Here is a 19,329-nt window from a genome sequence, read left to right as displayed (position 1 = left end):
TAACGGAAAAAACGCCACGGCCATTGCTTGTGCAGCGCGCCGCATACGCTGTTCTTGAATACCTTATTGTGAAACCGTATGCCCATATCTTTTTTGACCTAGGTCAAGCAATTGGCCGATACCGGCCAAACGCGCGCAATATAGGCCTGGCACAAGCTTTCTCAAAGCTGAACAAAACATATCGTATTATTAAGGCTGGATTCACCCACTTCACCCTCCGTCCTCGATGTCGTTATTCTTTATACTTGTCTTGCCTTTCGCAGGCAGCATCATCGCTGCTCTGTTGCCGTCGAATGCGCGCAAGCTCGAGGCCTGGCTGGCCGGATTCGTTGCTGTTCTTTGCGCCATCCTTGTTTTCACGCAGTTTCCGAACGTGCTCGACGGCCATGTCGTCAAAGCGGTCGTGCCTTGGCTGCCCGAACAAGGCGTGGACTTCACCTTGCGCATGGACGGCTACTCGTGGCTGTTTTCCATGATCATCACGACCATGGGCGCGCTTATCGTGCTTTATGCGCGCTACTACCTTTCGCCGCAAGACCCCGTTCCCCGCTTCTTCTCTTTCTTTTTGGCTTTCATGGGCTCCATGCTGGGCGTGGTGCTTTCCGGCAACCTGATCCAGCTTGTGGTGTTCTGGGAACTGACCAGCCTGTCGTCCTTCATGCTGATCGCCTACTGGCATCATCGGCTGGACGCGCGGCGCGGAGCCCGCATGTCGCTGACCATCACGGGCGCCGGGGGGCTATGCCTGCTGGGAGGAATGCTGATGGTGGGGCATGTCGTGGGCAGCTACGACCTGGACGTCGTCTTGTCCTCGGGCGACGTCATCCGCAATCATCCGTGGTACACGACCATGCTGGTGCTGATCGCCCTGGGCGCCTTGAGCAAAAGCGCCCAGTTTCCGTTCCATGTATGGCTGCCCAATGCCATGGCGGCGCCCACGCCGGTGTCCGCCTATCTGCACTCGGCCACCATGGTCAAGGCGGGCGTCTTTCTGCTTGCGCGGTTCTGGCCCGTCCTGGCCGGCACCGACGAATGGGCCTGGATCATCGGCGGCGCGGGGCTCTGTTCGCTGGTGCTTGGCGCCTACGCCGCCACCTTCCAAATGGACATGAAGGGCGTACTGGCCTATTCGACCATCAGCCACCTGGGCCTGATCACCTTGCTGCTGGGCATGAACAGCCGGCTGGCCCTGATCGCCGCCGTATTCCACATGATCAACCACGCCACCTTCAAGGCCTCGCTTTTCATGGCGGCCGGCATCGTGGACCACGAAACCGGCACGCGCGATCTCAGCCGCCTATCCGGCCTGTACCGAAGCATGCCGATCACCGCCACGCTGGCCGTCGTGGCGGCGGCCTCCATGGCCGGTGTGCCCCTGCTGAACGGGTTCATTTCCAAGGAAATGTTCTTCGCCGAAACGGTATTCGTCAGCGGCAACTGGTTCAATCGGGTCGGGCTGCCCGTCGCCGCGGTCATTGCCAGCGCATTCAGCGTGGCTTATTCGCTGCGTTTCGTGATGCAGGTTTTCTTCGGCCCGCCGCCGCGCGACCTGCCCCGTGCACCTCATGAACCGCCCTTGCGCATGCTGATTCCCAGCGCCATCCTGGTCCTGACTTGTCTGGTGGTGGGCATGCTGCCCAGCTTCACCCTGGGACCCTTCCTGCATAATGCCGCCGTGTCCATCCTGGGGGCCGATACCCCGGTCTACGATCTGCGCATTTGGCATGGCTTCAACCTGCCCCTGGCGATGAGCTTCCTGGCCCTGGGCGGCGGCATCTGTCTGTTGTGGCTGCTGCGGCACCTGCACCGGGCACATCCGGGCAGAACCCCCTTCATCTACCGCTTCGATGGCCGCCGCACATTCGAACTCCTGTTGGAAGCGCTGGATACCGCATCGGCCTTCGTGCTGGACTGGACACGATCGCCGCGCCTGCAGCCGCAGCTCTTGCTGGTGGTTCTGGTCACCTTCTTCGTGGCCATGCTGCCTCTGTTGGGCGGCGCCTGGCTGGAGCCCCAGATATCCACACCGGTCGATCCCTTCTTTGCATTGATGTGGCTGGCGGGAGGCGCTTGCGCCATCGGCGCCGCCCGCCAGGCCAAATACCATCGTCCGGTATCGCTGCTGCTGACCGGCGGCGCGGGCCTGGTCACCGCGCTGACCTTCGCCTGGCTTTCCGCCCCCGACCTGGCGCTCACGCAATTGGCGGTCGAGGTCGTGACCATGGTGCTCATTTTGCTGGGCCTGCGCTGGCTGCCGCCGCGTGTCCCCGGAGACGACGAACCGCCGCCGCTGACCAGCACCGTGCGCGCCTATGTGCGCCGCTTCCGCGACCTGATCATCGCCGTGATTGCCGGCGCGGGGCTTTCCGCCCTTGCCTACGCCGTCCTGACGCGGAACCATCCCCGAGGCATTTCGTCCTTCTTCGTGGAGCAGTCGCTGCCGCTGGGCGGCGGGGCCAATGTCGTCAACGTCATCCTGGTCGATTTCCGCGGCTTCGATACCTTCGGCGAGATCACGGTACTGGGCATCGTCGCCCTGACGGTATACGCGCTGCTGCGCCGCTTCCGGCCGCCCCCCGAAAGCATGACGCTTCCCAAGGCGCGCCAGCGCCCCTTGCCCGCCAACCGTTTGCTGGATGCCTTCGCAGAGCCTGATCCCAAGGCGCCGGTGCCCGACGGCGTCATGAAGGTGCCCGCCGTGCTGGTGCGCCTGCTGCTGCCTCTGGCCGCCCTGATTTCACTGTATTTCCTGATACGCGGACACAATCTGCCGGGCGGCGGATTCGTCGGCGGGCTAATCATGGCCACCGCCATCATCCTGCAATACATGGTCGGAGGAGTCATCTGGATAGAAGCCCGGCCCCGCATCCATCCGCAGTACTGGATCGCGATGGGCCTGCTGGCGGCCGGCGCCGCCGCCATGTCGGTCTGGTGGGCGGCCAAGCCCTTCCTGGCCGCCAACAACCTGGATTTGATACTGCCCCTGGTCGGCCACGTCCACCTGTCCACCGTGCTGCTGTTCGATATCGGGGTGTACATGCTGGTGGTCGGCGCGACCGTATTGATGCTGGTGGCGCTTGCCCACCAATCGCTCCGGCTGTACCGGAAACCGGCGGCAACCGCCGCCACCACCGAAAAAGGAACCGCTTAATGGAAATCGTGCTTGCCCTGGCCATCGGCGTGCTTGCCGGTTCCGGCATCTGGCTGCTTTTGCGTCCGCGTACCTTCCAGGTGATCATGGGGCTATCCCTGATCTCGTACGCGGTTAATCTATTCATATTCAGCATGGGCCGGATTACCCTGAACGCGCCGCCCGTGATCAACACCGACTGGGCGGCCGACGCCAGCCATTATGCCGACCCCTTGCCGCAAGCTCTGGTGCTGACCGCCATCGTCATCGGCTTTGCCACGACAGCGCTGTTCCTGGTCGTGCTGCTGGCCTCGCGCGGGCTTTCTGACACCGACCACGTCGACGGACGGGAGGCCCGCCCGTGAACGGATGGATGCAGCATCTTCCCATTCTCCCCGTCGCCGTGCCGCTGATGTTCGGCGCGGCCATGCTGCTGCTGAACGATACGCAGCGGCATGCGCGGCTTGCCTTGAGCTTCATTTCCATCGCGGCCCAGATTTACTTTGCCATCACCTTGCTAAGCCTGTCGGCGGGCTACATTCCCAATGATTGGCCCGACGGGGTGGGCGTCTACTTGCTGGGCGACTGGCCGGCGCCCTTCGGCATCGTGGCCGTGGTCGATAGGCTGTCGACCATCATGCTGCTCCTGACCTCGGTGCTGGGGGCCGCCACGTGGATATACGCGACGGCGCGCTGGGATCGCGCCGGCGTGCATTTCCATCCCTTGTTCCAGTTCCTGCTGATGGGCCTGAACGGCGCCTTCCTTACCGGCGACCTGTTCAACCTGTTCGTATTCTTCGAAGTGCTGTTGACGGCTTCCTACGGCTTGATGCTGCACGGGTCCGGCAAGGCGCGTGTGGCTGCGGGCCTGCACTATATCGTCGTCAACCTAGTGGCGTCCTTCCTGCTGCTGATCGCGATGGCCCTGATATACGGCGTTACAGGCACGCTGAACATGGCCGATCTGGCCCTGCGGGCAGGCCAACTGACCGGTACGGAGCGGACTCTCTTCGAATCGGGGGCCGCCATATTGGGCATCGCCTTCCTGATCAAGGCCGCCGCCTGGCCGCTCAATTTCTGGCTGCCGGCCGCCTACGCCAACGCCTGCGCACCCGTGGGCGCCGTGTTCGCCATCATGACGAAAGTGGGCATCTATGCCTTGCTGCGCATAGGCTCCCTGCTGCTGCCCACAGGCGCTCCCGCGGCGTTCGGCGGCGAATGGATGTTCCCGCTGGGCATGGCCACCCTGATATTCGGCACCGTCGGCATCCTCGCCGCTCCGCAGGCCGATCGCCAAGCCGGTTACTGCATCATCATTTCCTCGGGAACGCTGCTGGCGGCCCTGGGCATGCCGGGTGTCGTGCTGACCGGGCCCGCCCTGTTCTATCTGATCAGTTCCGTGCTGGCGCTGGGCGCATTATTCATGTTGCTGGAAATGGTCGAACGCACCCAGGCCTTCGGCGCCGATCTGCTGGCCGTCAGCCTTGAAGCCTTCGACCTGGAGGATCCCGAACCCGCCGACCGGTCCGATGACGTGGTGGGCGTCGCCATCCCCGCCGCTATGGCTTTCCTGGGCATGGCCTTCATCGCCTGCGCCTTGTTGATAACCGGCCTGCCGCCGCTGTCGGGCTTCGTAGCCAAATTTTCCCTGTTGTCGGCGGCGCTGCAAACCTCCAGCACGGATACGCCGTCGGTGGCAGCCTGGTCGCTGGTGGCCGCCGTGCTGCTTTCGGGACTGGCCGGCATCATTGCGTTGGGCCGCACCGGCATACGCCTGTTCTGGAGCTCCGAAGACACCATCACGCCCCGCCTGCGGGTCAACGAGGCCGCACCGGTCGGCGCGCTGATCCTCGCCTGCGTCGCCCTGGTCTTCTGGGCCGGACCCGTCATGCATTACATGGGACAAACCGCAAGCTACCTGGACCGGCCCGCCTCGTACATCAATGCCGTGCTGACGCAAAGCACCACACGCACGGTGGAACCAGGGGCCACCCAATGATGAAACGCTTTCTAGCCCCCTTGGCCATGCCCCTGGTACTGCTGATATTGTGGCTGCTGCTGAACGACAGCTTGTCCATAGGAAACATCGTGCTGGGCGCCATCCTGGCCGCCCTGCTGGGCCTGGCGCTGGCCGCCTCCAAGCTGCGGCCGGTCAGGGCCTATCCCAAGCACCCACTCACGATACTGCTGCTTATATGGCATGTGGCGGTGGATATCACCAAATCGAATATCGCGGTTGCCCGGCTGATATGGCTGGGCGAGCGCGCAGGCGCCACGCCGGGGTTCCTCAAGATTCCGCTGCGCATACGCGATCCGCACGGTTTGGCGGCCTTGGCCTGCATCGTGACCTACACTCCCGGTACGGTGTGGTCGGATTACTCCGAAGCCGACGACCTTCTGACCCTGCATGTGCTCGACCTGAAAGACGAAGCCCAATGGTTCCGGACCATACAGCAACGATATGAACGCCCCCTGATGGAGATCTTCGAATGAACAGCCTTGTATACTGGGCCGCCACGTTCGCGCTCGGATGTTTTGTGATTGGCCTGGTTTTTGCCGCGCTGCGCCTGCTGCGCGGCCCCGCGTCCACCGATCGCGTACTGGCGCTGGATACCATGTACATCAACGGCATGCTGATTCTGCTGGTGCTGGGCCTGCAATTCGGCTCGGCGCTGTATTTCGACATCGCCCTGCTTATAAGCCTGTTCGGCTTTGTCGGATCCGTGGCCATGGCCAAGTTCCTGCTGCGCGGCGAGGTCATCGAGCCATGATGGATACCTTGCCCCTCTGGGTTGCCATCCCCGTCGCCTTGCTCCTGGTTGCCAGCGGCTTTCTTACCCTGACCGGCTCGCTGGGCTTGTTGCGCCTGCCCACCTTCTACACCCGCATCCACGCACCCACGCTGGGAAACACCCTGGGCGTATTCGGGGTGCTCCTGGCGTCCATTCTGGTCTCCTCCACTCTGGAAGAACGCTACGTCGTGCATCAGATACTCATCACCGTATTTCTGGTGATCACGTCGCCGGTGACGGCCATGCTGCTGATGCGCGCCGCCATCAAGCGCCAGAAACAACCCGCAGCGCAACCCGTCCAGGCCTTGCCGACGGACGCAAGCCCGCCGGCACAGCCGCCCGCGGACGACCGCAAACCCGCCGCCGGGCAAGACTAGAGCATTTTCGGTTCAGGTGCTTACGTGCTTGCGGGTTCTGGCGGCGCGATATTCAGTGGTGACTCAAGATCCGTGTGCGGTGCTCTCTGACGCGTGCCGGGTGGCGAGTTCGCGCCCGACCCCCGGCGTAAAGCGGCTGCAAGGGAACCCCGAAGGGGCGCAGCGATCCGAGCACGGCCCCGGCCCACCGGCTGCGCCGGTTTGATAAGCTGGAGCAGAGCCACACGCTTACCGGCCATAAAGCTTTGTAAACACTTGAACCGAAAATGCGCTAGGCCGCCTCGGACGCAACGGCGTTCCAGGCGAGAAACGTTCACTTACAACGCTCCGGGCCAGCCCTTATATACTTCTTTACAGGGTCCGCCGTCCAGGCGGATTCATGTTCCAAAGAAAAGGAGTATGTATATGATGCTTACTCGATCAACATTCCTTCCGCGCCTCCTGGCATCGGCAAGCCTTATCGGTATTTGCCTGGCCGCGCCGATCGCCATAGGGGCCGGCACCGGCGCCAAGGCCCAATCCAGCGCCGATATCGAATCCCGTTACAGGCTGGACGTCGAGCGCTGCAACACCGGACAGACCAATCAGGACAAGGCCACCTGCCTGCGCGAAGCCGGCGCGGCGCGCGACGAAGCACGCCGCAGTCGCCTGAACAACAGTAATGAGTCCTATCGGCAAAACCAGACTGCGCGGTGCCAGGCCCTGCCCGTGGCCGAGCGCAACGATTGCATGCTGCAGATGTCCGGCCAAAACACCAATGTGGAAGGCAGCATCGGAGCAGGCGGCGTTCTGCGCGAAACGACCATCACGATTCCTGGCACGCCGACGCCGGCGCCCGGCGCCGCGCCGGTAACGCCGGCTCCCGGACTGACGCCCAATCCGCCACCCGTTACACCGGCCCCCTCCTTGACGCCGGCCGTACCGAGTGCACCGGCCGCACCAGGCACCACCATCACCCCGGTTCCCGGCGCACCCCGCTAAGCGGCCAAAGCCTTATCTTTTACGCGCGACCGGCCTGGCGGCCGGCGCGCATTTTCATAATTCCATCTGCATGCCCATTTCCACCACGCGATTGGGCGGAATGCGGTAGAACCGCGTGCTGCGGCTTGCGTTGCGCGCCATGAAAGCGAACAAGCGCCTGCGCCAGGCTTGATGAAACGACAACTTGCGCACCACGATGACGGTCTGGCGGGACAGGAAGTACGAGACCTGCATGGGGTCCAGATTGATTTCGGGATAAGCCAGCGCGATTTGCTCCAGTGCCTGCGGCACATTGGGCTCTTGCTTGAATCCCCAGCGCGCCACCGCTTGCCAACTGGTCCGGCTCATGCGTTCCAGCCGGAAGCGTTCGGAGAAAGGCACATAGGGCACATCGGCGCTTTCAACAGTCAGGAACAAAGCCTGCTCGTGCAGTACCTTGTTGTGCTTCAGATTATGCAGCAGCGCGGGCGGCACGGTGTTGACGATCATGCTCATGAAGACCGCCGTGCCCGGCACGCGGGTGGGCGGATATTCCTCCAGGGACTCCATGAAAGACTTCAATGGCTGGTGGTCGCCCGCCAGGTTCTCGTGTATTTTTTCGCGCCCCTGCTTCCAGGTGACCATCAGCGTCAACAAGGCCGCGCCCACCAGCAAAGGCACCCAGCCGCCGTCGAAAAGCTTCAAGGCGTTCGACGAAAACAGCAAGACATCCATCAGCAGGAATCCGCTGACCAGGCAGAGCCAGGCCAAGCGGCGCAAGCCCGTTGTCTGACCCGGCAGAACCGCAAAAGCCAGCAGCGAGGTCATGAGCATGGTCCCGGTCACGGCGAACCCATAAGCATGAGCCAGGCCATCGGATGAACCGAAGGACAGAACCAGGACCAGCACGGCGATGAAGAGAAGGATATTCACGCGCGGCAGGTAGATTTGCCCCTCTTCCTGGGCGGACGTATGCAAAATGACCATGCGCGGCCAAAATCCCAATTGGACGGCCTGGCGGGTAACCGAGAAGGCGCCCGAGATCACCGACTGCGAAGCGATAATGGTGGCCACCGTGGCCAACGCGACCAGCGGCGCCAGCCCCCAGTCCGGCGCCATCAGGAAAAACGGGTTCTTCAAGGTGGAGGGATCGGCCAACAGCAATGCGCCCTGGCCGAAATAGCACAGGACCAGCGCGGGCAGCACAATGCCGAACCAGGCGCGCCGTATGGCCTTCCGGCCGAAATGCCCCATGTCGGCATAGAGCGTTTCCGCGCCGGTAAGCGCCAGCACGATGGCGCCCAGCAACAGGAAGGTTTCCCACGGCGCGTCGCCGATGAATGCCCAGGCCCACCGGGGATCCAGCGCCTGAAGCACGGAAGGTTCAAGGAAGATGCGCCATGCGCCCAGCACGCCCAGCGTCAGGAACCAGACCAGCATGACGGGGCCGAACAGCTTGCCCATGGCGCCCGTGCCGCGCGATTGCACCGCAAACAAGACCATCAGCACCGCCACGGCGATGGGCACGACCCAATCATCGAAGCGATGCGACACGATGCTGATCCCCTCGATCGCCGACAGCACCGATATGGCCGGGGTGATCATGCTGTCCCCGTAGAACAGGCAGGCGCCGATCAGGCCCAGAATCATCAAGCGCCAGCGTGCTTTGCCCGACTTGCCGCGCAAAGCCAGCTCCATCAAGGCCAAAGTGCCGCCCTCGCCCCGGTTGTCCGCCTTGAGTATGATGGTCACGTACTTCAGCGACACGACCATCATCAGCATCCAGAAGAGCAGGGAAAGCAGGCCCAGGATATCGGCCGCGTCCTGCGTGGGCATGCGGGAAAGCGCAGCCCGTATCGTATACAGCGGGCTGGTGCCGATATCCCCATAGACCACACCCAGCGCACCCAGCCAAAGCGCCGAGTGCGAAGAGGAGTTCGACGAAGGGTGTTCCTGTTGCAGAGCCGTCATGATTGCCTATTCTTGTCTGCTAAGTTTTGCGCCTATCCGGGGCCCCGGAAAAACCACGGTAATGCGCGTGCCGGGAAATTCCGGCCGACTGGAAAGATTCCACCATGCTCCGTGCGCTCGCGCTATTTCACGCACAATGGCCAAGCCCAGCCCCGAACCCTCGGCATTCGCGCGCGGCGAACGATAGAACGCCTCGAATACCCGTTCAGAATCGTCGGGATCGATACCCGGGCCGTTATCCTCGACGGAAAGCGACGGAGGGTTGGCGGCGACCTGCAGTTTGATGGTCGTGGCGCCGACACCGTATCTAAGCGCATTGTCGATCAGATTGCTCAGCAGCTCTTCGAGCAGCAAGGAATCCACATCGACCCACACCGGCTCGTCCGGCGCGATCAATTGGATTTCGACATGCTGGCCACGGGCGGCGGGTATCCATTCCGCGCCGCTCACGCGCACCCATTCGCACAGGTCCACGCGCAGAAAACTGTCTTGAGGCCGGGTCGATGAATCGGCGCGCGCCAGCACCAGCAATTGCTGGCCCAGCCGGATCATGCGATCGGTCACCGATTTGATCCGCTCGGCGCGCTCGCGAACATCGTCGGGCAGCGGCCGGGTCAACATCAATTCCAATTCGAGCTTCAAGCCCGTTAGCGGAGTGCGTATCTGGTGCGCCGCATGCCCGATAAAACGTTTTTGCGCCTGCATGGAGTCGTCCAGGCGCAAAAGCAAGTCGTTGAAGTGCGTCAGCAATGGAGCAACTTCCGTTGGCAGGCCCGCCATATCGAGTGGTTGCAGATCTTCGATGCTGCGCTGGTTGATTTCACGGGACAGGCGGTTGATGGACGCCAATCCCGAGCGCACGCCGGAAATCAACACCCAGGCAAACACGGAAATCAGCAAGACCTGACTGACCACCATGGTCCAGAAAATATCGCGCAGCACCCATGTTTCCATGGTCATCTTGCGCGTCATGACCCAGGTAGCGCTCAGGTCCAGCACAACCAATACAATGACGGCTGGAAACAGGCGCAGAACCAGATGGCGGGCCAGCGAACCCGACGGCATCCATGCCGTCCAAAACCTACGCAGCACTTTCCACGTCTAGGAGATAGCCGAAGCCTCGGACAGTTTGTATCCCCGCGCCAGTGCCTTCCAGCCGTTTACGCAAGCGATACACATAGACTTCGACGGCGTTTTCGCTGAAGTCGGCATCCCATGCCGACAGCGAATTGACGATTTGCCGCTTGGTGACCACGCGGCCGACACGCGCCATGAGCATTTCAAGCACGGAAAGTTCTCGGACGGATAGCGACAGGCGTTCGCCGTTGACGCGCACCTCGCGGCCGACGGAATCAAACAGCAAAGGCCCAGCCTCGATAAAAGGCTGGGCCTGCCCGGAACGGCGGCGTCCGAAAGCGCGCACCCGCGCCGCCAGTTCGGCCAGTTCGAACGGTTTGGTCACGTAGTCGTCGGCCCCGGCATCCAGCCCCGCCACCCGGTCTTCGACGCCATCGCGCGCGGTAAGGATAAGGACGGGAACCTGTTCGTTGCCGGCGCGCAGCTTGCGCAGGATGTCCAGGCCGCTTTGCCCCGGCAGATTCAGGTCGAGCAGCAGCAGATCGTAGCTTTGGCCGGCGATGGCTCCTAAAGCCTGATCGCCGTCGGCAAGCCAGTCGACAGCGTATCCCTGTTCAACCAGGAATTCCTGCAGGGCGTGGCCAAGAGTAGTGTCGTCTTCGATAACTAGAACTCGCATGGTGTGATTCTATATCGAAGCGCGCCCGATTGTTATGACCGGGCGCGATATTGGGGTTCTGCGTTACAAACCTGACAAAGGGCTTATCGAAGCCTTACCGGGATGGCGGGGCTGCCTGCGGCGTACCGCTGGCAGGCGCCGCCTTCGCCGGAGGCGCATTCCCGGCAGCAGCGGCGGACCCGCCATCGGACCCTGGACGCGTAATGAAGCCCAGGCGCTTCAAGCCGGCCGCCTTGGCGCTGCTCATGATCTGCGCAAGCACTTCATAGCGCGTGTTCAGGTCGGCCCGGATACGCAATTCAGGCTGGGGATCGAGCGCCGTTTCGGCCGCGAATTTTTGCGTCAATTCCTCGGTGCCGACGGCAACCTCGTTCCAATACATCTGCCCTTGCGCATCCACGGCCAAATCGATGATCTTGGGTTCCTGTTCGACCGGCTGGGCACTGGCTTGGGGCACATTGATCTTGATCGAATGGCTGAGCAAGGGCGCGGTGATGATGAAAATCACCAGCAAAACCAGCATCACGTCGATCAGGGGCACCATATTGATCTCGGACACCGTATGGTTTGCCCCGTTGCTATTGTCGAAGCTGCCGAATGCCATCATTCACCCTTGGCCTTGGCGGCCGCAAGCGTCACGCGGCGCACCTTGCCGGTCGATTCGTATGCCTGCTGACCGGTTGAAAGGAAAGTAAAAAGATCGTGGGCAAAGGCGTCCAGGCGAGCCAGATAGACGCGATTGCCTCGTACGAAACCGTTATACGCCAACACGGCGGGAATCGCCACGGCCAGGCCCAAGCCGGTCATGATCAGCGCCTCGCCCACCGGACCGGCAATGCGGTTGACCGTCACGCCATCGGACAGCGCGATGCCGATCAATGCATGGTAAACCCCCCAGACGGTACCGAACAGGCCGACGAAAGGCGCCGTGGAGCCGATGGAAGCAAGCACCGTCAGGCCATTCTCCAGACGCGCCGTTTCCTCGTCGATGACCTTGCGGATGGTGCGAGTCACGAAGGCGCCAGTCGACCCTTTTTCTTCGAGCTTCAGCGCCCCATATTTGGCATGGTGGTTGCTTGCATGGATGGCATGGCTGGTCACATGCGCAAACGGCTCATTCGCGCCGTGCGTGGCGATTTCATTTTCGACCTGCTCCAGCGAGCTGGCTGCCCAGAACTCGTTCAGAAACTTCTTCGAACGGCTGCTTATGCGCCAATTGACAAAGCACTTGACGAAGATCAGATACCAGCTGGCCAGAGACATCAGGACCAGGATGCCGAACAGCGACTTTCCGACCACATCGCTTTGTGAAATGAAATGCAGCATGCCGCCGCCCTGCGCGACATCGGCCGCCGATGTACCGGCGCCGGCAAGCGCAGGCGCCGCCGCGCCGGCAGCCGCGGCGCCCGACTGCACGGCGGGAGCCGCTTCGCCAAGCTGTGCCAGCACATGCATTGCGCTATTAACTAGATCGAACATTCTCGCGTCCTATAAAACGAAATCAAAAGGGATGTCGGCCATGGCCTGGTATGCAATGCCGTTTTCTGTGTATGGCTTGAAGCGCGCGCCACGAGCCGCCTTCACAGCCGATTCGTCCAGCCGTTCGTAGCCCGACGACGATCGCACCGTCACATTCAACACGGTGCCCTGCGCGGAAATCAATACGCGCACTACCACCCTGCCCTGTTCGCCGCGCCGCTCGGAAGCGCGGGGATATACGGGGCTGGGCCGCTTGCCCAGATAATCGACCTTGCCGATCAGGCGCGGGCGATCCGGATCCACCGGCGCGGACGGAGCCTTGGGGGCAGCCGGCGCCGCGGCCTTGCCCGTGGGCGCCGCCGGAGGCTGGGCGGGTTCGGGTTTAGGCGCGGGCTTCACGACAGGTTTCGGCTTGGGCTTGGGCTTCGGTTTAGGCTTGGGTTCGGGTTTAGGCTCCGGAGGAGGCTCGGGAGTGATGCTTTCCGGCTCGGGTTCTTCAATCACCGGTTCGGGCTCAGGCTCGGGTTCCGGCTCGACCACAGGCTCCGGTTCCGGCATGACTTCCGGCTCGGGCTTGGGAGGCGGCGGCTCGGGTGTGGGTTCCGGAATGATCTCTTCGACCGGCTCGACGGCGGGGGCCGCCTCGACCACCTCATCGGCGATTTCAACGAAACGCACTTCGACCGTTTCCGGCATGTCGATTTCTGGCTTGACGGAAGGGGAGGACAAAATTGCACCCAATACCGCAAGGTGCAGGCCCACCGCGGCAGCGGCCCCTACCGCTTTGACCAATGCGGGGCGAAGTTTCGGTTGAACACGGGAACGCGGCATGAATCCAGCAATGAAAAAAGTTGTACAGCGTCAGTATCGTGCACAAACGGCTGTTTTTCAGACAAGGCTAGGATAATAACAATAATGCGAACCATTCGCAATAAATTAGATGCCATGCCTGTTAAAAAACTGCCAAAGCCAAACAGGATCAAGCAGAAACAAAAAAAGCCGCTTACGTTTTATAAGCGGCTTTTTTCGATTTGCAGTTTTAGTGGTGGGTGCTGACGGGTTCGAACCGCCGACCTACGCCTTGTAAGGGCGCCGCTCTACCAGCTGAGCTAAGCACCCATTTCTACAGGTTGTAATTCATGCTGCTTACAACCCTGGGGCCACTACATTTGCTGCAAAACGCGGTAAGACAAAAATTATAGCGTACCGCGTCTTGCCTTGCAACAAGGCAGAACCTTAGTTGACAGCGTCTTTCAGGGCCTTGCCTGGGCGGAACTTAGGCACGCGCGCTTTCTTGATCTTGATGGCTTCGCCCGTACGTGGGTTGCGGCCGGTACGTGCTGCGCGCTCGGATACGGCAAACGTTCCAAAGCCCACCAAGGTTACCGAGCCTTTCTTTTTTAGTGTAGTTTTTACGGCGCCGATAAAGGCTTCGAGTGCGCGGCCGGCATCGGCCTTCGACAAATCGGCTTTGGTGGAAATGTGTTCGATAAGCTCTGTTTTGTTCATTAAGGATTACCCCTAAAAATTATTGTAGCCAAGCTTCGTCTGAAGGACTGGCTTGGCGCTTGATGAAAATATACGAGGCACAATTATCGGCGCTGATCGTATTACCCACACAGGACCATGCGGGTGCAGCCCACTAGCATATTCAAACAATACACACGCGGCTGGCTAACGCGTATTAAGCCTTTGAACGCCAAGCCTGTCAAGTAAAAAAGCTCCCAAAACCCGCATAGTTACTGACTTTTTACTTGCGCACAGCAACATGATGAAAATTTGCAATGCTTTTTTGAAAGGCATGCCGCCCAGCCGGATTTGTGGTAAAAGCCGCCGCTTCTTTCCGGCTATTCCAAGGCTTGAGCGAAGTCGTCAATCAGATCCTGTGTATCTTCGATACCGATGGACACACGCAGAAAATTGTCGGAAATGCCCATCAAGGCGCGGCGCTCGGGGCCCATTTCGTAGTAGATGGTATGGGCCATCGGCAAGACCAGCGTGCGGTTGTCCCCCAGGTGCGTGGCCAGCGCCAGCACCTTCAGGCGGTTCAGGAAATCGAACACATCGATCTCGTCAATCAGTTCGATGCCCATGAGCCCGCCGTAACGGCCGCCGAACAGTTGCGCGGCCCGATCATGCTGCCCATGCCCCGGCAAGCCAGGGTAATGAACCTTGGCGACCTTGCCATGGGCGCTTAGCGCCTGCGCCAAAGCCAGGGCATTCGAGCATATCTTTTCCATCCGCAATGACAGCGTTTCCGCGCCGGCCGCCAGGCGATGCGCCGCCTCGGACGACAAGGTACCGCCCATGTCGCGCAGCCCCTTCTTCTTGATCTGAGTAAGGCCCCACGATGTCGGCTTGCCCTTGCGATAGGGCTCGGCGATATTGCGATAGTCCGACCAGTCGTACAAGCCGGTGCTGGTCACCGCCCCGCCCAGCGCATTGCCATGCCCTCCTATATGCTTGGACAGCGAATTGACGACCAACGTGGCCCCCACGCTTTTACCCGTGCAAAGCAAGGGGGTCACCAAGGTGTTGTCAACGACATACACCAGGTTTTCCTGGCGGCACCAGTCTCCTATGGCCTTCAAGTCGGCGATCTGCGTTCCGGGGTTGGCCAGCGACTCGGTAAACACCATTTTGGTCTCGGGCCGCAAGGCGGCCACGACGTTGCGCACATCCGTCGCATCGACCATCGTCACCTGCACCCCCAGATCCGCCAGCGTGCCTAGCAAGCTATTGGTGTTCCCGAATATGTGTTGGCTGCTGATCAGGTGATCGCCGGCTTTCAGCAAGGTGAAAAATATTGCGGCCAGCCCCGCCATGCCCGTCGCGAAACTGACCGTGCCTTCACCTTCTTCCATTTGAGTGATCTTGGATTCCAGTGCCGCGGTGGTTGGCGTGCCTTGCCGCGCATAGGTGAAGCCCGCCTTGCCCTGGAACACCGCCGCCAATTCACGCGCATCGGTAAAAGCATACTCGGACGAAGGGTGCATCGGCTTGTGAATGGCGCCGTGCTCTACCGACGAGCGGCGATCAGAGTGGACGATGGTAGTGGTAAAACCGTTTTTAGCCATGATGTCAGGACAGCGATGAGTTAAGGAAGGGAAAATATCGGCCGATGCAAAAGCGGGTGCCTTGCACGCGAAAATCGATGGGCAGGCCTACAGCGGATTCAGGCTTGCCTTTGGCGCACTGTCTCGTACAGGCACACCGCGCTGGCGACGCTTACGTTAAGGCTCTCTACCGAACCCTGCATGGGAATGGCCACCAGTTCGTCGCAGGTTTCGCGGGTAAGGCGGCGCATTCCCTCGCCTTCCGCGCCCATGACCCATGCCATGGCGCGGCGCGCATCCACGTGGTGCATGCCTGTCCCGGCCTGATCGTCGGTGCCCACCAGCCAGACATCGCGTTCCTTCAGCTGCCGCATGGTGCGCGCAAGATTGGTGACCATAATATAGGGGACTGTCTCGGCCGCCCCGCAGGCTACACGTTGCACGGTGCTGTTCAGCCCCACCGCCCTGTCGCGCGGCGCAATGACAGCATGCACGCCGGCCGCGTCGGCCGTGCGCAAGCATGCGCCCAGGTTGTGCGGGTCGGTCACGCCGTCCAGGATAAGCAATAGCGCGGGCTCGGCGCGGTCTTCCAGAACATCCAACACCTCGTTCACATCGACGGCCAGCTCGCGGGCCTGGGCCAGCGCCACCACGCCTTGATGCCGCGTGCCGCGCGCCAGACCGTCCAGCCTGTCGACCGATACCGGATGAACACGGATATTGGCGGCCTGCGCCTGCTCGATCAAAGCCTGCATGCGTTTGTCGCGGCGAGATGCCTCGACATAGAATTCCTTGATGGAGTCCGGCGCATAGCGCAGACGGGCAACCACCGCATGGAAGCCGGCGAGGACCTGATGAGACGACATGATTTTCCTTAGAGTTGGGGCGTCCGGGCGCATTCGATCAGCGCCCGGTGATGGGATTTTAACCCCGCCCCGTCAGCGGCGGCTGCGCCCTGACTTCTTGGGCGCCTCGGCCTTGGCGCCACGCTTGGCGGCAGCCCTGCGCTGGCGCGATGTCGTGCCCTTCAGGGCGGCCGGCTTGGCCGGTGCCGCGCGTTTGACCTTGCGCTCGGCGGGCGCCTCCGGCTCGATGGAAGCCTTCAGCTCTTTGAAGCCGGTACCCTTGACCAAACGGAATTCGATGCGGCGCGCTTCCAGGTCGACGCGGGAAACCTGCACCTGCACCGCATCGGTCAAGCGGTAGCGGATGCCGGTGCGCTCGCCGCGCAGCTCGTGCATGGCTTCGTTGTACTGGAAGTAATCGGAACCCAGCTCGGAGACGTGCACCATGCCCTCCACGAACAAGGTATCCAGCGTGATGAATATACCGAAAGTCGCCACACCGGTGACTCGGCCGCTGAAGACTTCGCCCACATGCTCCTTGACGAACCAGCATTTCAGCCATGCCTCGACATCGCGTGAAGCATCGTCGGCGCGGCGCTCGCGGGCCGACAGCAGCAAGCCCAGTTTTTCCCATACCGCGTGCTCGCGCTCGTTCTTGGGCAGAGCCGCAACACCGCTGACATCGGCCAGCGCGGGCAGATAGCGCTTGCCGCGCAGGACGCCCTTGATGACGCGATGCGTCAGCAAGTCGGGATAGCGGCGGATCGGCGAGGTGAAGTGCGCATAATGTTCGTAGGACAAACCGAAATGCCCAACCTGCTCTGGACTGTAGATGGCTTGCTGCAAAGACCGCAAGCACATGGTCTGGATGATCTCGAAATCGGGCCGGTTGCGCGCCGCCTTGATCAAGCGCGCGTAATCGGTGGTCGACGGATCGTCGCCGCCGTCCAGCGTCAACCCCAGATTGCGCAAATAATCACGCAAGGATTTGAGCTTTTCCGGCGTGGGCCCCTCGTGGACCCGATAAAGTCCCAGGCGCTTGTTGCGCGTCATGAATTCCGCGGCGCAAGTATTGGCAGCCAGCATGCATTCTTCGATCAGCTTATGGGCATCGTTGCGGTTGTACGCCTCGATGCGCTCGATCTTGCCCAGGGGGTTGCACACGATGCGGGTCTCGACCGTGTCGAAATCGATGGCGCCGCGCTTGACGCGGGCCTCTGAAAATAACTGGTACAACTCGTACAAATTCTGTATATGCGGCAAGACGGGCCGCATGGATTGCGCCGCCGGCCCGGTGGGCTGCTGCAAGGCAGCCCAGACGTCGCTGTACGTGGTGCGCGCGTGCGAATGGATGACCGCTTCGTAAAACTGGTAGGCGGTAATGGCGCCGGCCTTGGTGCCGGTGGCGGTGACCGCCATGTCGCAGACCAGGACCAGCCTGTCGGCGTCCGGGTTCAACGAGCAGATGCCATTGGACAGCGCCTCGGGGAGCATGGGGATGACCCGGCGCGGGAAATAAACGCTGGTGCCGCGATCAAGCGCGTCCTCGTCCAGGGCATCGCCCGGCTGCACATAATGGCTGACGTCGGCAATGGCCACCAGAAGCCGCCAGCCCGGCTTCTTGCGCTTTTCAGTACCCAGTTCGACGGGCATGCAGAACACGGCGTCGTCGAAGTCGCGAGCGTCCTCGCCGTCGATGGTGACAAAAGGCACATCGCGCAAATCGACACGACCCTTCAGCTCGGACGGCTTGACGGTGGGCGGGACTTTTTCGGCTTGCCGCAGAGCGGCTTCGGAAAACTCGTGCGGCACATCGAACTTGCGCACGGCGATTTCGATTTCCATGCCGGGATCATCGATTTCGCCCAGGACTTCGACCACCCTGCCCAGGGGCTGCGTATGGCGGGTCGGCTGCTGGACGATTTCGATGGATACGACCTGGCCGTGCTCGGCATCGGACGTATCCGACGCGGGGACAATGATGTCGTGCTTGATGCGCTGGTCTTCGGGAACCACGATAAAGGCTCCGCGCTCTTTAAGAAAGCGGCCCACCAGCTTGTTGGTGCGCCGCTCCACCACTTCGACGATGGTGGCTTCCGGCTTGCCCCGGTATTCGCCGTCGGGCTTGGCCAGCACGCGATCGCCGTGCAATACCTTGAGCATCTCGCGCGGGGACAGAAAAAGATCGGGACCGCCGTCGTCGCGCAATAAAAAACCAAAGCCATCGCGATGGCCCTGTACTTTTCCGGCGATGAAATCCAGTTTGCTATTCAACGACAACTGACCTTGCGGATTGACAAAAAGCTGCCCGTCACGCTCCATGGCCTTCAGGCGGCGGTCGAACCCGACGGACAATGGCAGCGAAGCACCCACCGCTTTGGCTAAATCCTTGAGGTCCATGGGTGTTTCGGAGGACCGCAAATGCTGCAATATGACTTCCCGACTGGGCACGTCCGGATCGAAGTCCGGCGGCAGCTCGTGCTGGCCAGCGGTGTTTTCTTTGTTGTTAGTGTCGTTTTTAGATCGTTTGATCAAAGGTTGTTTCCATAAATTAAAAAAGTACGTTATACTTTGCGCCTTCTAAAGTGGCGCCTAACGCAGTAATTATCGCAATAGCGATGTAGCAACAGCGATCGCGGTAATGCAATAGGCGATAGCATACACTTTATGCCCAGGTGGCGGAATTGGTAGACGCGCATGGTTCAGGTCCATGTGCCGCAAGGTGTGGAGGTTCGAGTCCTCTCCTGGGCACCATCGCTAAGTACAGAAAACCCAGCTAAGCAGCTTGTTTAGCTGGGTTTTTTGATTTTACGATCGGTGAAGATCGTTTTATTAAAAGGCGGGCCTACCCCAATTCATAATTTGGTGTATGATTCGCCCTCGTTGTGCCCAGGTGGCGGAATTGGTAGACGCGCATGGTTCAGGTCCATGTGCCGCAAGGTGTGGAGGTTCGAGTCCTCTCC

Annotated in this window: 17 protein-coding genes and 2 tRNA genes; 8 read left to right on the top strand and 11 right to left on the bottom strand. The window is 61.1% G+C overall.

From position 1 onward, the window contains the following. The first annotated feature begins 226 nt into the window (after window positions 1-226). The 7 genes from V0R37_RS06085 (at window position 227) to V0R37_RS06055 (ending at window position 7,280) form a co-directional block, all read left to right on the top strand. On the top strand, window positions 227-3,151 hold the full coding sequence (locus V0R37_RS06085; protein WP_420373669.1) for a monovalent cation/H+ antiporter subunit A: 2,925 nt from the start codon (window positions 227-229) through the stop codon (window positions 3,149-3,151). After that, window positions 3,151-3,495: a Na+/H+ antiporter subunit C gene (locus V0R37_RS06080; RefSeq protein WP_420373668.1), complete on the top strand. Its 345-nt coding sequence runs from the start codon at window positions 3,151-3,153 to the stop codon at window positions 3,493-3,495. The genes V0R37_RS06085 and V0R37_RS06080 overlap by 1 nt, the downstream gene beginning before the upstream one ends. Before the next feature lie 8 nt (window positions 3,496-3,503). Then, complete coding sequence (locus tag V0R37_RS06075; RefSeq protein ID WP_420374029.1) at window positions 3,504-5,129, top strand: monovalent cation/H+ antiporter subunit D; 1,626 nt, start codon at window positions 3,504-3,506, stop codon at window positions 5,127-5,129. After that, complete coding sequence (locus V0R37_RS06070) at window positions 5,126-5,623, top strand: Na+/H+ antiporter subunit E (RefSeq protein ID WP_420373667.1); 498 nt, start codon at window positions 5,126-5,128, stop codon at window positions 5,621-5,623. The genes V0R37_RS06075 and V0R37_RS06070 overlap by 4 nt, the downstream gene beginning before the upstream one ends. Then, complete coding sequence (locus V0R37_RS06065; protein WP_420373666.1) at window positions 5,620-5,901, top strand: K+/H+ antiporter subunit F; 282 nt, start codon at window positions 5,620-5,622, stop codon at window positions 5,899-5,901. The genes V0R37_RS06070 and V0R37_RS06065 overlap by 4 nt, the downstream gene beginning before the upstream one ends. Continuing rightward, on the top strand, window positions 5,898-6,299 hold the full coding sequence (gene mnhG, locus V0R37_RS06060; protein ID WP_420373665.1) for a monovalent cation/H(+) antiporter subunit G: 402 nt from the start codon (window positions 5,898-5,900) through the stop codon (window positions 6,297-6,299). The genes V0R37_RS06065 and mnhG overlap by 4 nt, the downstream gene beginning before the upstream one ends. Before the next feature lie 405 nt (window positions 6,300-6,704). Beyond that, window positions 6,705-7,280 carry a hypothetical protein gene (locus V0R37_RS06055; RefSeq protein ID WP_420373664.1) on the top strand — a complete coding sequence of 192 codons (576 nt, stop codon included), beginning with the start codon at window positions 6,705-6,707 and terminating at the stop codon, window positions 7,278-7,280. 54 nt (window positions 7,281-7,334) lie between these two features. Here V0R37_RS06055 and V0R37_RS06050 read toward each other — a convergent pair whose 3' ends face one another. The 11 genes from V0R37_RS06050 to rnr all read right to left on the bottom strand — a co-directional run bounded on the left by V0R37_RS06050 (window position 7,335) and on the right by rnr (window position 18,901). Then, window positions 7,335-9,230 (bottom strand): potassium transporter Kup, encoded by a 1,896-nt coding sequence (locus V0R37_RS06050; RefSeq protein ID WP_420373663.1) that lies wholly within the window; start codon window positions 9,228-9,230, stop codon window positions 7,335-7,337. Between the two features lie 6 nt (window positions 9,231-9,236). Further along, complete coding sequence (locus V0R37_RS06045) at window positions 9,237-10,295, bottom strand: sensor histidine kinase (RefSeq protein ID WP_420374028.1); 1,059 nt, start codon at window positions 10,293-10,295, stop codon at window positions 9,237-9,239. A 16-nt stretch (window positions 10,296-10,311) separates the two neighbouring features. After that, entirely contained in the window at window positions 10,312-10,986 is a 675-nt protein-coding gene (locus V0R37_RS06040; protein WP_420373662.1) for a response regulator transcription factor, read from the bottom strand. A gap of 94 nt (window positions 10,987-11,080) precedes the next feature. Then, window positions 11,081-11,590, bottom strand: coding sequence for an ExbD/TolR family protein (locus tag V0R37_RS06035; protein ID WP_420374027.1), 510 nt, complete (start codon window positions 11,588-11,590; stop codon window positions 11,081-11,083). Continuing rightward, window positions 11,590-12,465: a MotA/TolQ/ExbB proton channel family protein gene (locus V0R37_RS06030; RefSeq protein WP_420373661.1), complete on the bottom strand. Its 876-nt coding sequence runs from the start codon at window positions 12,463-12,465 to the stop codon at window positions 11,590-11,592. The genes V0R37_RS06035 and V0R37_RS06030 overlap by 1 nt, the downstream gene beginning before the upstream one ends. A 9-nt stretch (window positions 12,466-12,474) precedes the next feature. Then, entirely contained in the window at window positions 12,475-13,296 is an 822-nt protein-coding gene (locus V0R37_RS06025; protein WP_420373660.1) for an energy transducer TonB, read from the bottom strand. Between the two features lie 212 nt (window positions 13,297-13,508). Beyond that, window positions 13,509-13,584, bottom strand: a tRNA-Val gene (locus V0R37_RS06020). 117 nt (window positions 13,585-13,701) lie between these two features. Continuing rightward, window positions 13,702-13,974 (bottom strand): HU family DNA-binding protein, encoded by a 273-nt coding sequence (locus V0R37_RS06015; protein ID WP_017523731.1) that lies wholly within the window; start codon window positions 13,972-13,974, stop codon window positions 13,702-13,704. Window positions 13,975-14,312: 338 nt separating this feature from the next. Then, the gene (locus tag V0R37_RS06010; RefSeq protein ID WP_420373659.1) at window positions 14,313-15,542 is read right to left on the bottom strand and encodes a cystathionine gamma-synthase family protein; all 1,230 of its coding nucleotides are present in this window, start codon (window positions 15,540-15,542) and stop codon (window positions 14,313-14,315) included. 98 nt (window positions 15,543-15,640) lie between these two features. Continuing rightward, entirely contained in the window at window positions 15,641-16,387 is a 747-nt protein-coding gene (gene rlmB / locus V0R37_RS06005) for a 23S rRNA (guanosine(2251)-2'-O)-methyltransferase RlmB (protein WP_420373658.1), read from the bottom strand. Between the two features lie 72 nt (window positions 16,388-16,459). Continuing rightward, window positions 16,460-18,901 carry a ribonuclease R gene (rnr, locus tag V0R37_RS06000; RefSeq protein WP_420373657.1) on the bottom strand — a complete coding sequence of 814 codons (2,442 nt, stop codon included), beginning with the start codon at window positions 18,899-18,901 and terminating at the stop codon, window positions 16,460-16,462. A 134-nt stretch (window positions 18,902-19,035) separates the two neighbouring features. On the opposite strand from rnr, the gene V0R37_RS05995 reads away from it, so the two are divergent. Further along, a tRNA-Leu gene (locus tag V0R37_RS05995) sits at window positions 19,036-19,120 on the top strand. The last annotated feature ends 209 nt before the right edge of the window (window positions 19,121-19,329 follow it).

This window comes from Pollutimonas rozaliensis (genome assembly GCF_048751585.1).
Lineage (GTDB): Bacteria > Pseudomonadota > Gammaproteobacteria > Burkholderiales > Burkholderiaceae_B.
Note: the sequence above shows the minus strand (reverse complement) of the source record. Positions and strands in the feature narration are given on the sequence as shown.

Excerpts from the sequence above, each read along its gene's own strand:
- mnhG (WP_420373665.1), top strand. The coding sequence starts at position 5,898 with ATGATGGATACCTTGCCCCTCTGGGTTGCCATCCCCGTCGCCTTGCTC.
- V0R37_RS06075 (WP_420374029.1), top strand. The coding sequence starts at position 3,504 with ATGCAGCATCTTCCCATTCTCCCCGTCGCCGTGCCGCTGATGTTCGGC.
- V0R37_RS06045 (WP_420374028.1), bottom strand. The coding sequence starts at position 10,295 with ATGCCGTCGGGTTCGCTGGCCCGCCATCTGGTTCTGCGCCTGTTTCCA.
- V0R37_RS06080 (WP_420373668.1), top strand. The coding sequence starts at position 3,151 with ATGGAAATCGTGCTTGCCCTGGCCATCGGCGTGCTTGCCGGTTCCGGC.
- V0R37_RS06030 (WP_420373661.1), bottom strand. The coding sequence starts at position 12,465 with ATGTTCGATCTAGTTAATAGCGCAATGCATGTGCTGGCACAGCTTGGC.
- V0R37_RS06015 (WP_017523731.1), bottom strand. The coding sequence starts at position 13,974 with ATGAACAAAACAGAGCTTATCGAACACATTTCCACCAAAGCCGATTTG.
- V0R37_RS06025 (WP_420373660.1), bottom strand. The coding sequence starts at position 13,296 with ATGCCGCGTTCCCGTGTTCAACCGAAACTTCGCCCCGCATTGGTCAAA.
- V0R37_RS06040 (WP_420373662.1), bottom strand. The coding sequence starts at position 10,986 with ATGCGAGTTCTAGTTATCGAAGACGACACTACTCTTGGCCACGCCCTG.
- V0R37_RS06050 (WP_420373663.1), bottom strand. The coding sequence starts at position 9,230 with ATGACGGCTCTGCAACAGGAACACCCTTCGTCGAACTCCTCTTCGCAC.
- V0R37_RS06010 (WP_420373659.1), bottom strand. The coding sequence starts at position 15,542 with ATGGCTAAAAACGGTTTTACCACTACCATCGTCCACTCTGATCGCCGC.
- V0R37_RS06070 (WP_420373667.1), top strand. The coding sequence starts at position 5,126 with ATGATGAAACGCTTTCTAGCCCCCTTGGCCATGCCCCTGGTACTGCTG.
- V0R37_RS06085 (WP_420373669.1), top strand. The coding sequence starts at position 227 with ATGTCGTTATTCTTTATACTTGTCTTGCCTTTCGCAGGCAGCATCATC.
- rlmB (WP_420373658.1), bottom strand. The coding sequence starts at position 16,387 with ATGTCGTCTCATCAGGTCCTCGCCGGCTTCCATGCGGTGGTTGCCCGT.
- V0R37_RS06065 (WP_420373666.1), top strand. The coding sequence starts at position 5,620 with ATGAACAGCCTTGTATACTGGGCCGCCACGTTCGCGCTCGGATGTTTT.
- V0R37_RS06055 (WP_420373664.1), top strand. The coding sequence starts at position 6,705 with ATGATGCTTACTCGATCAACATTCCTTCCGCGCCTCCTGGCATCGGCA.
- V0R37_RS06035 (WP_420374027.1), bottom strand. The coding sequence starts at position 11,590 with ATGGCATTCGGCAGCTTCGACAATAGCAACGGGGCAAACCATACGGTG.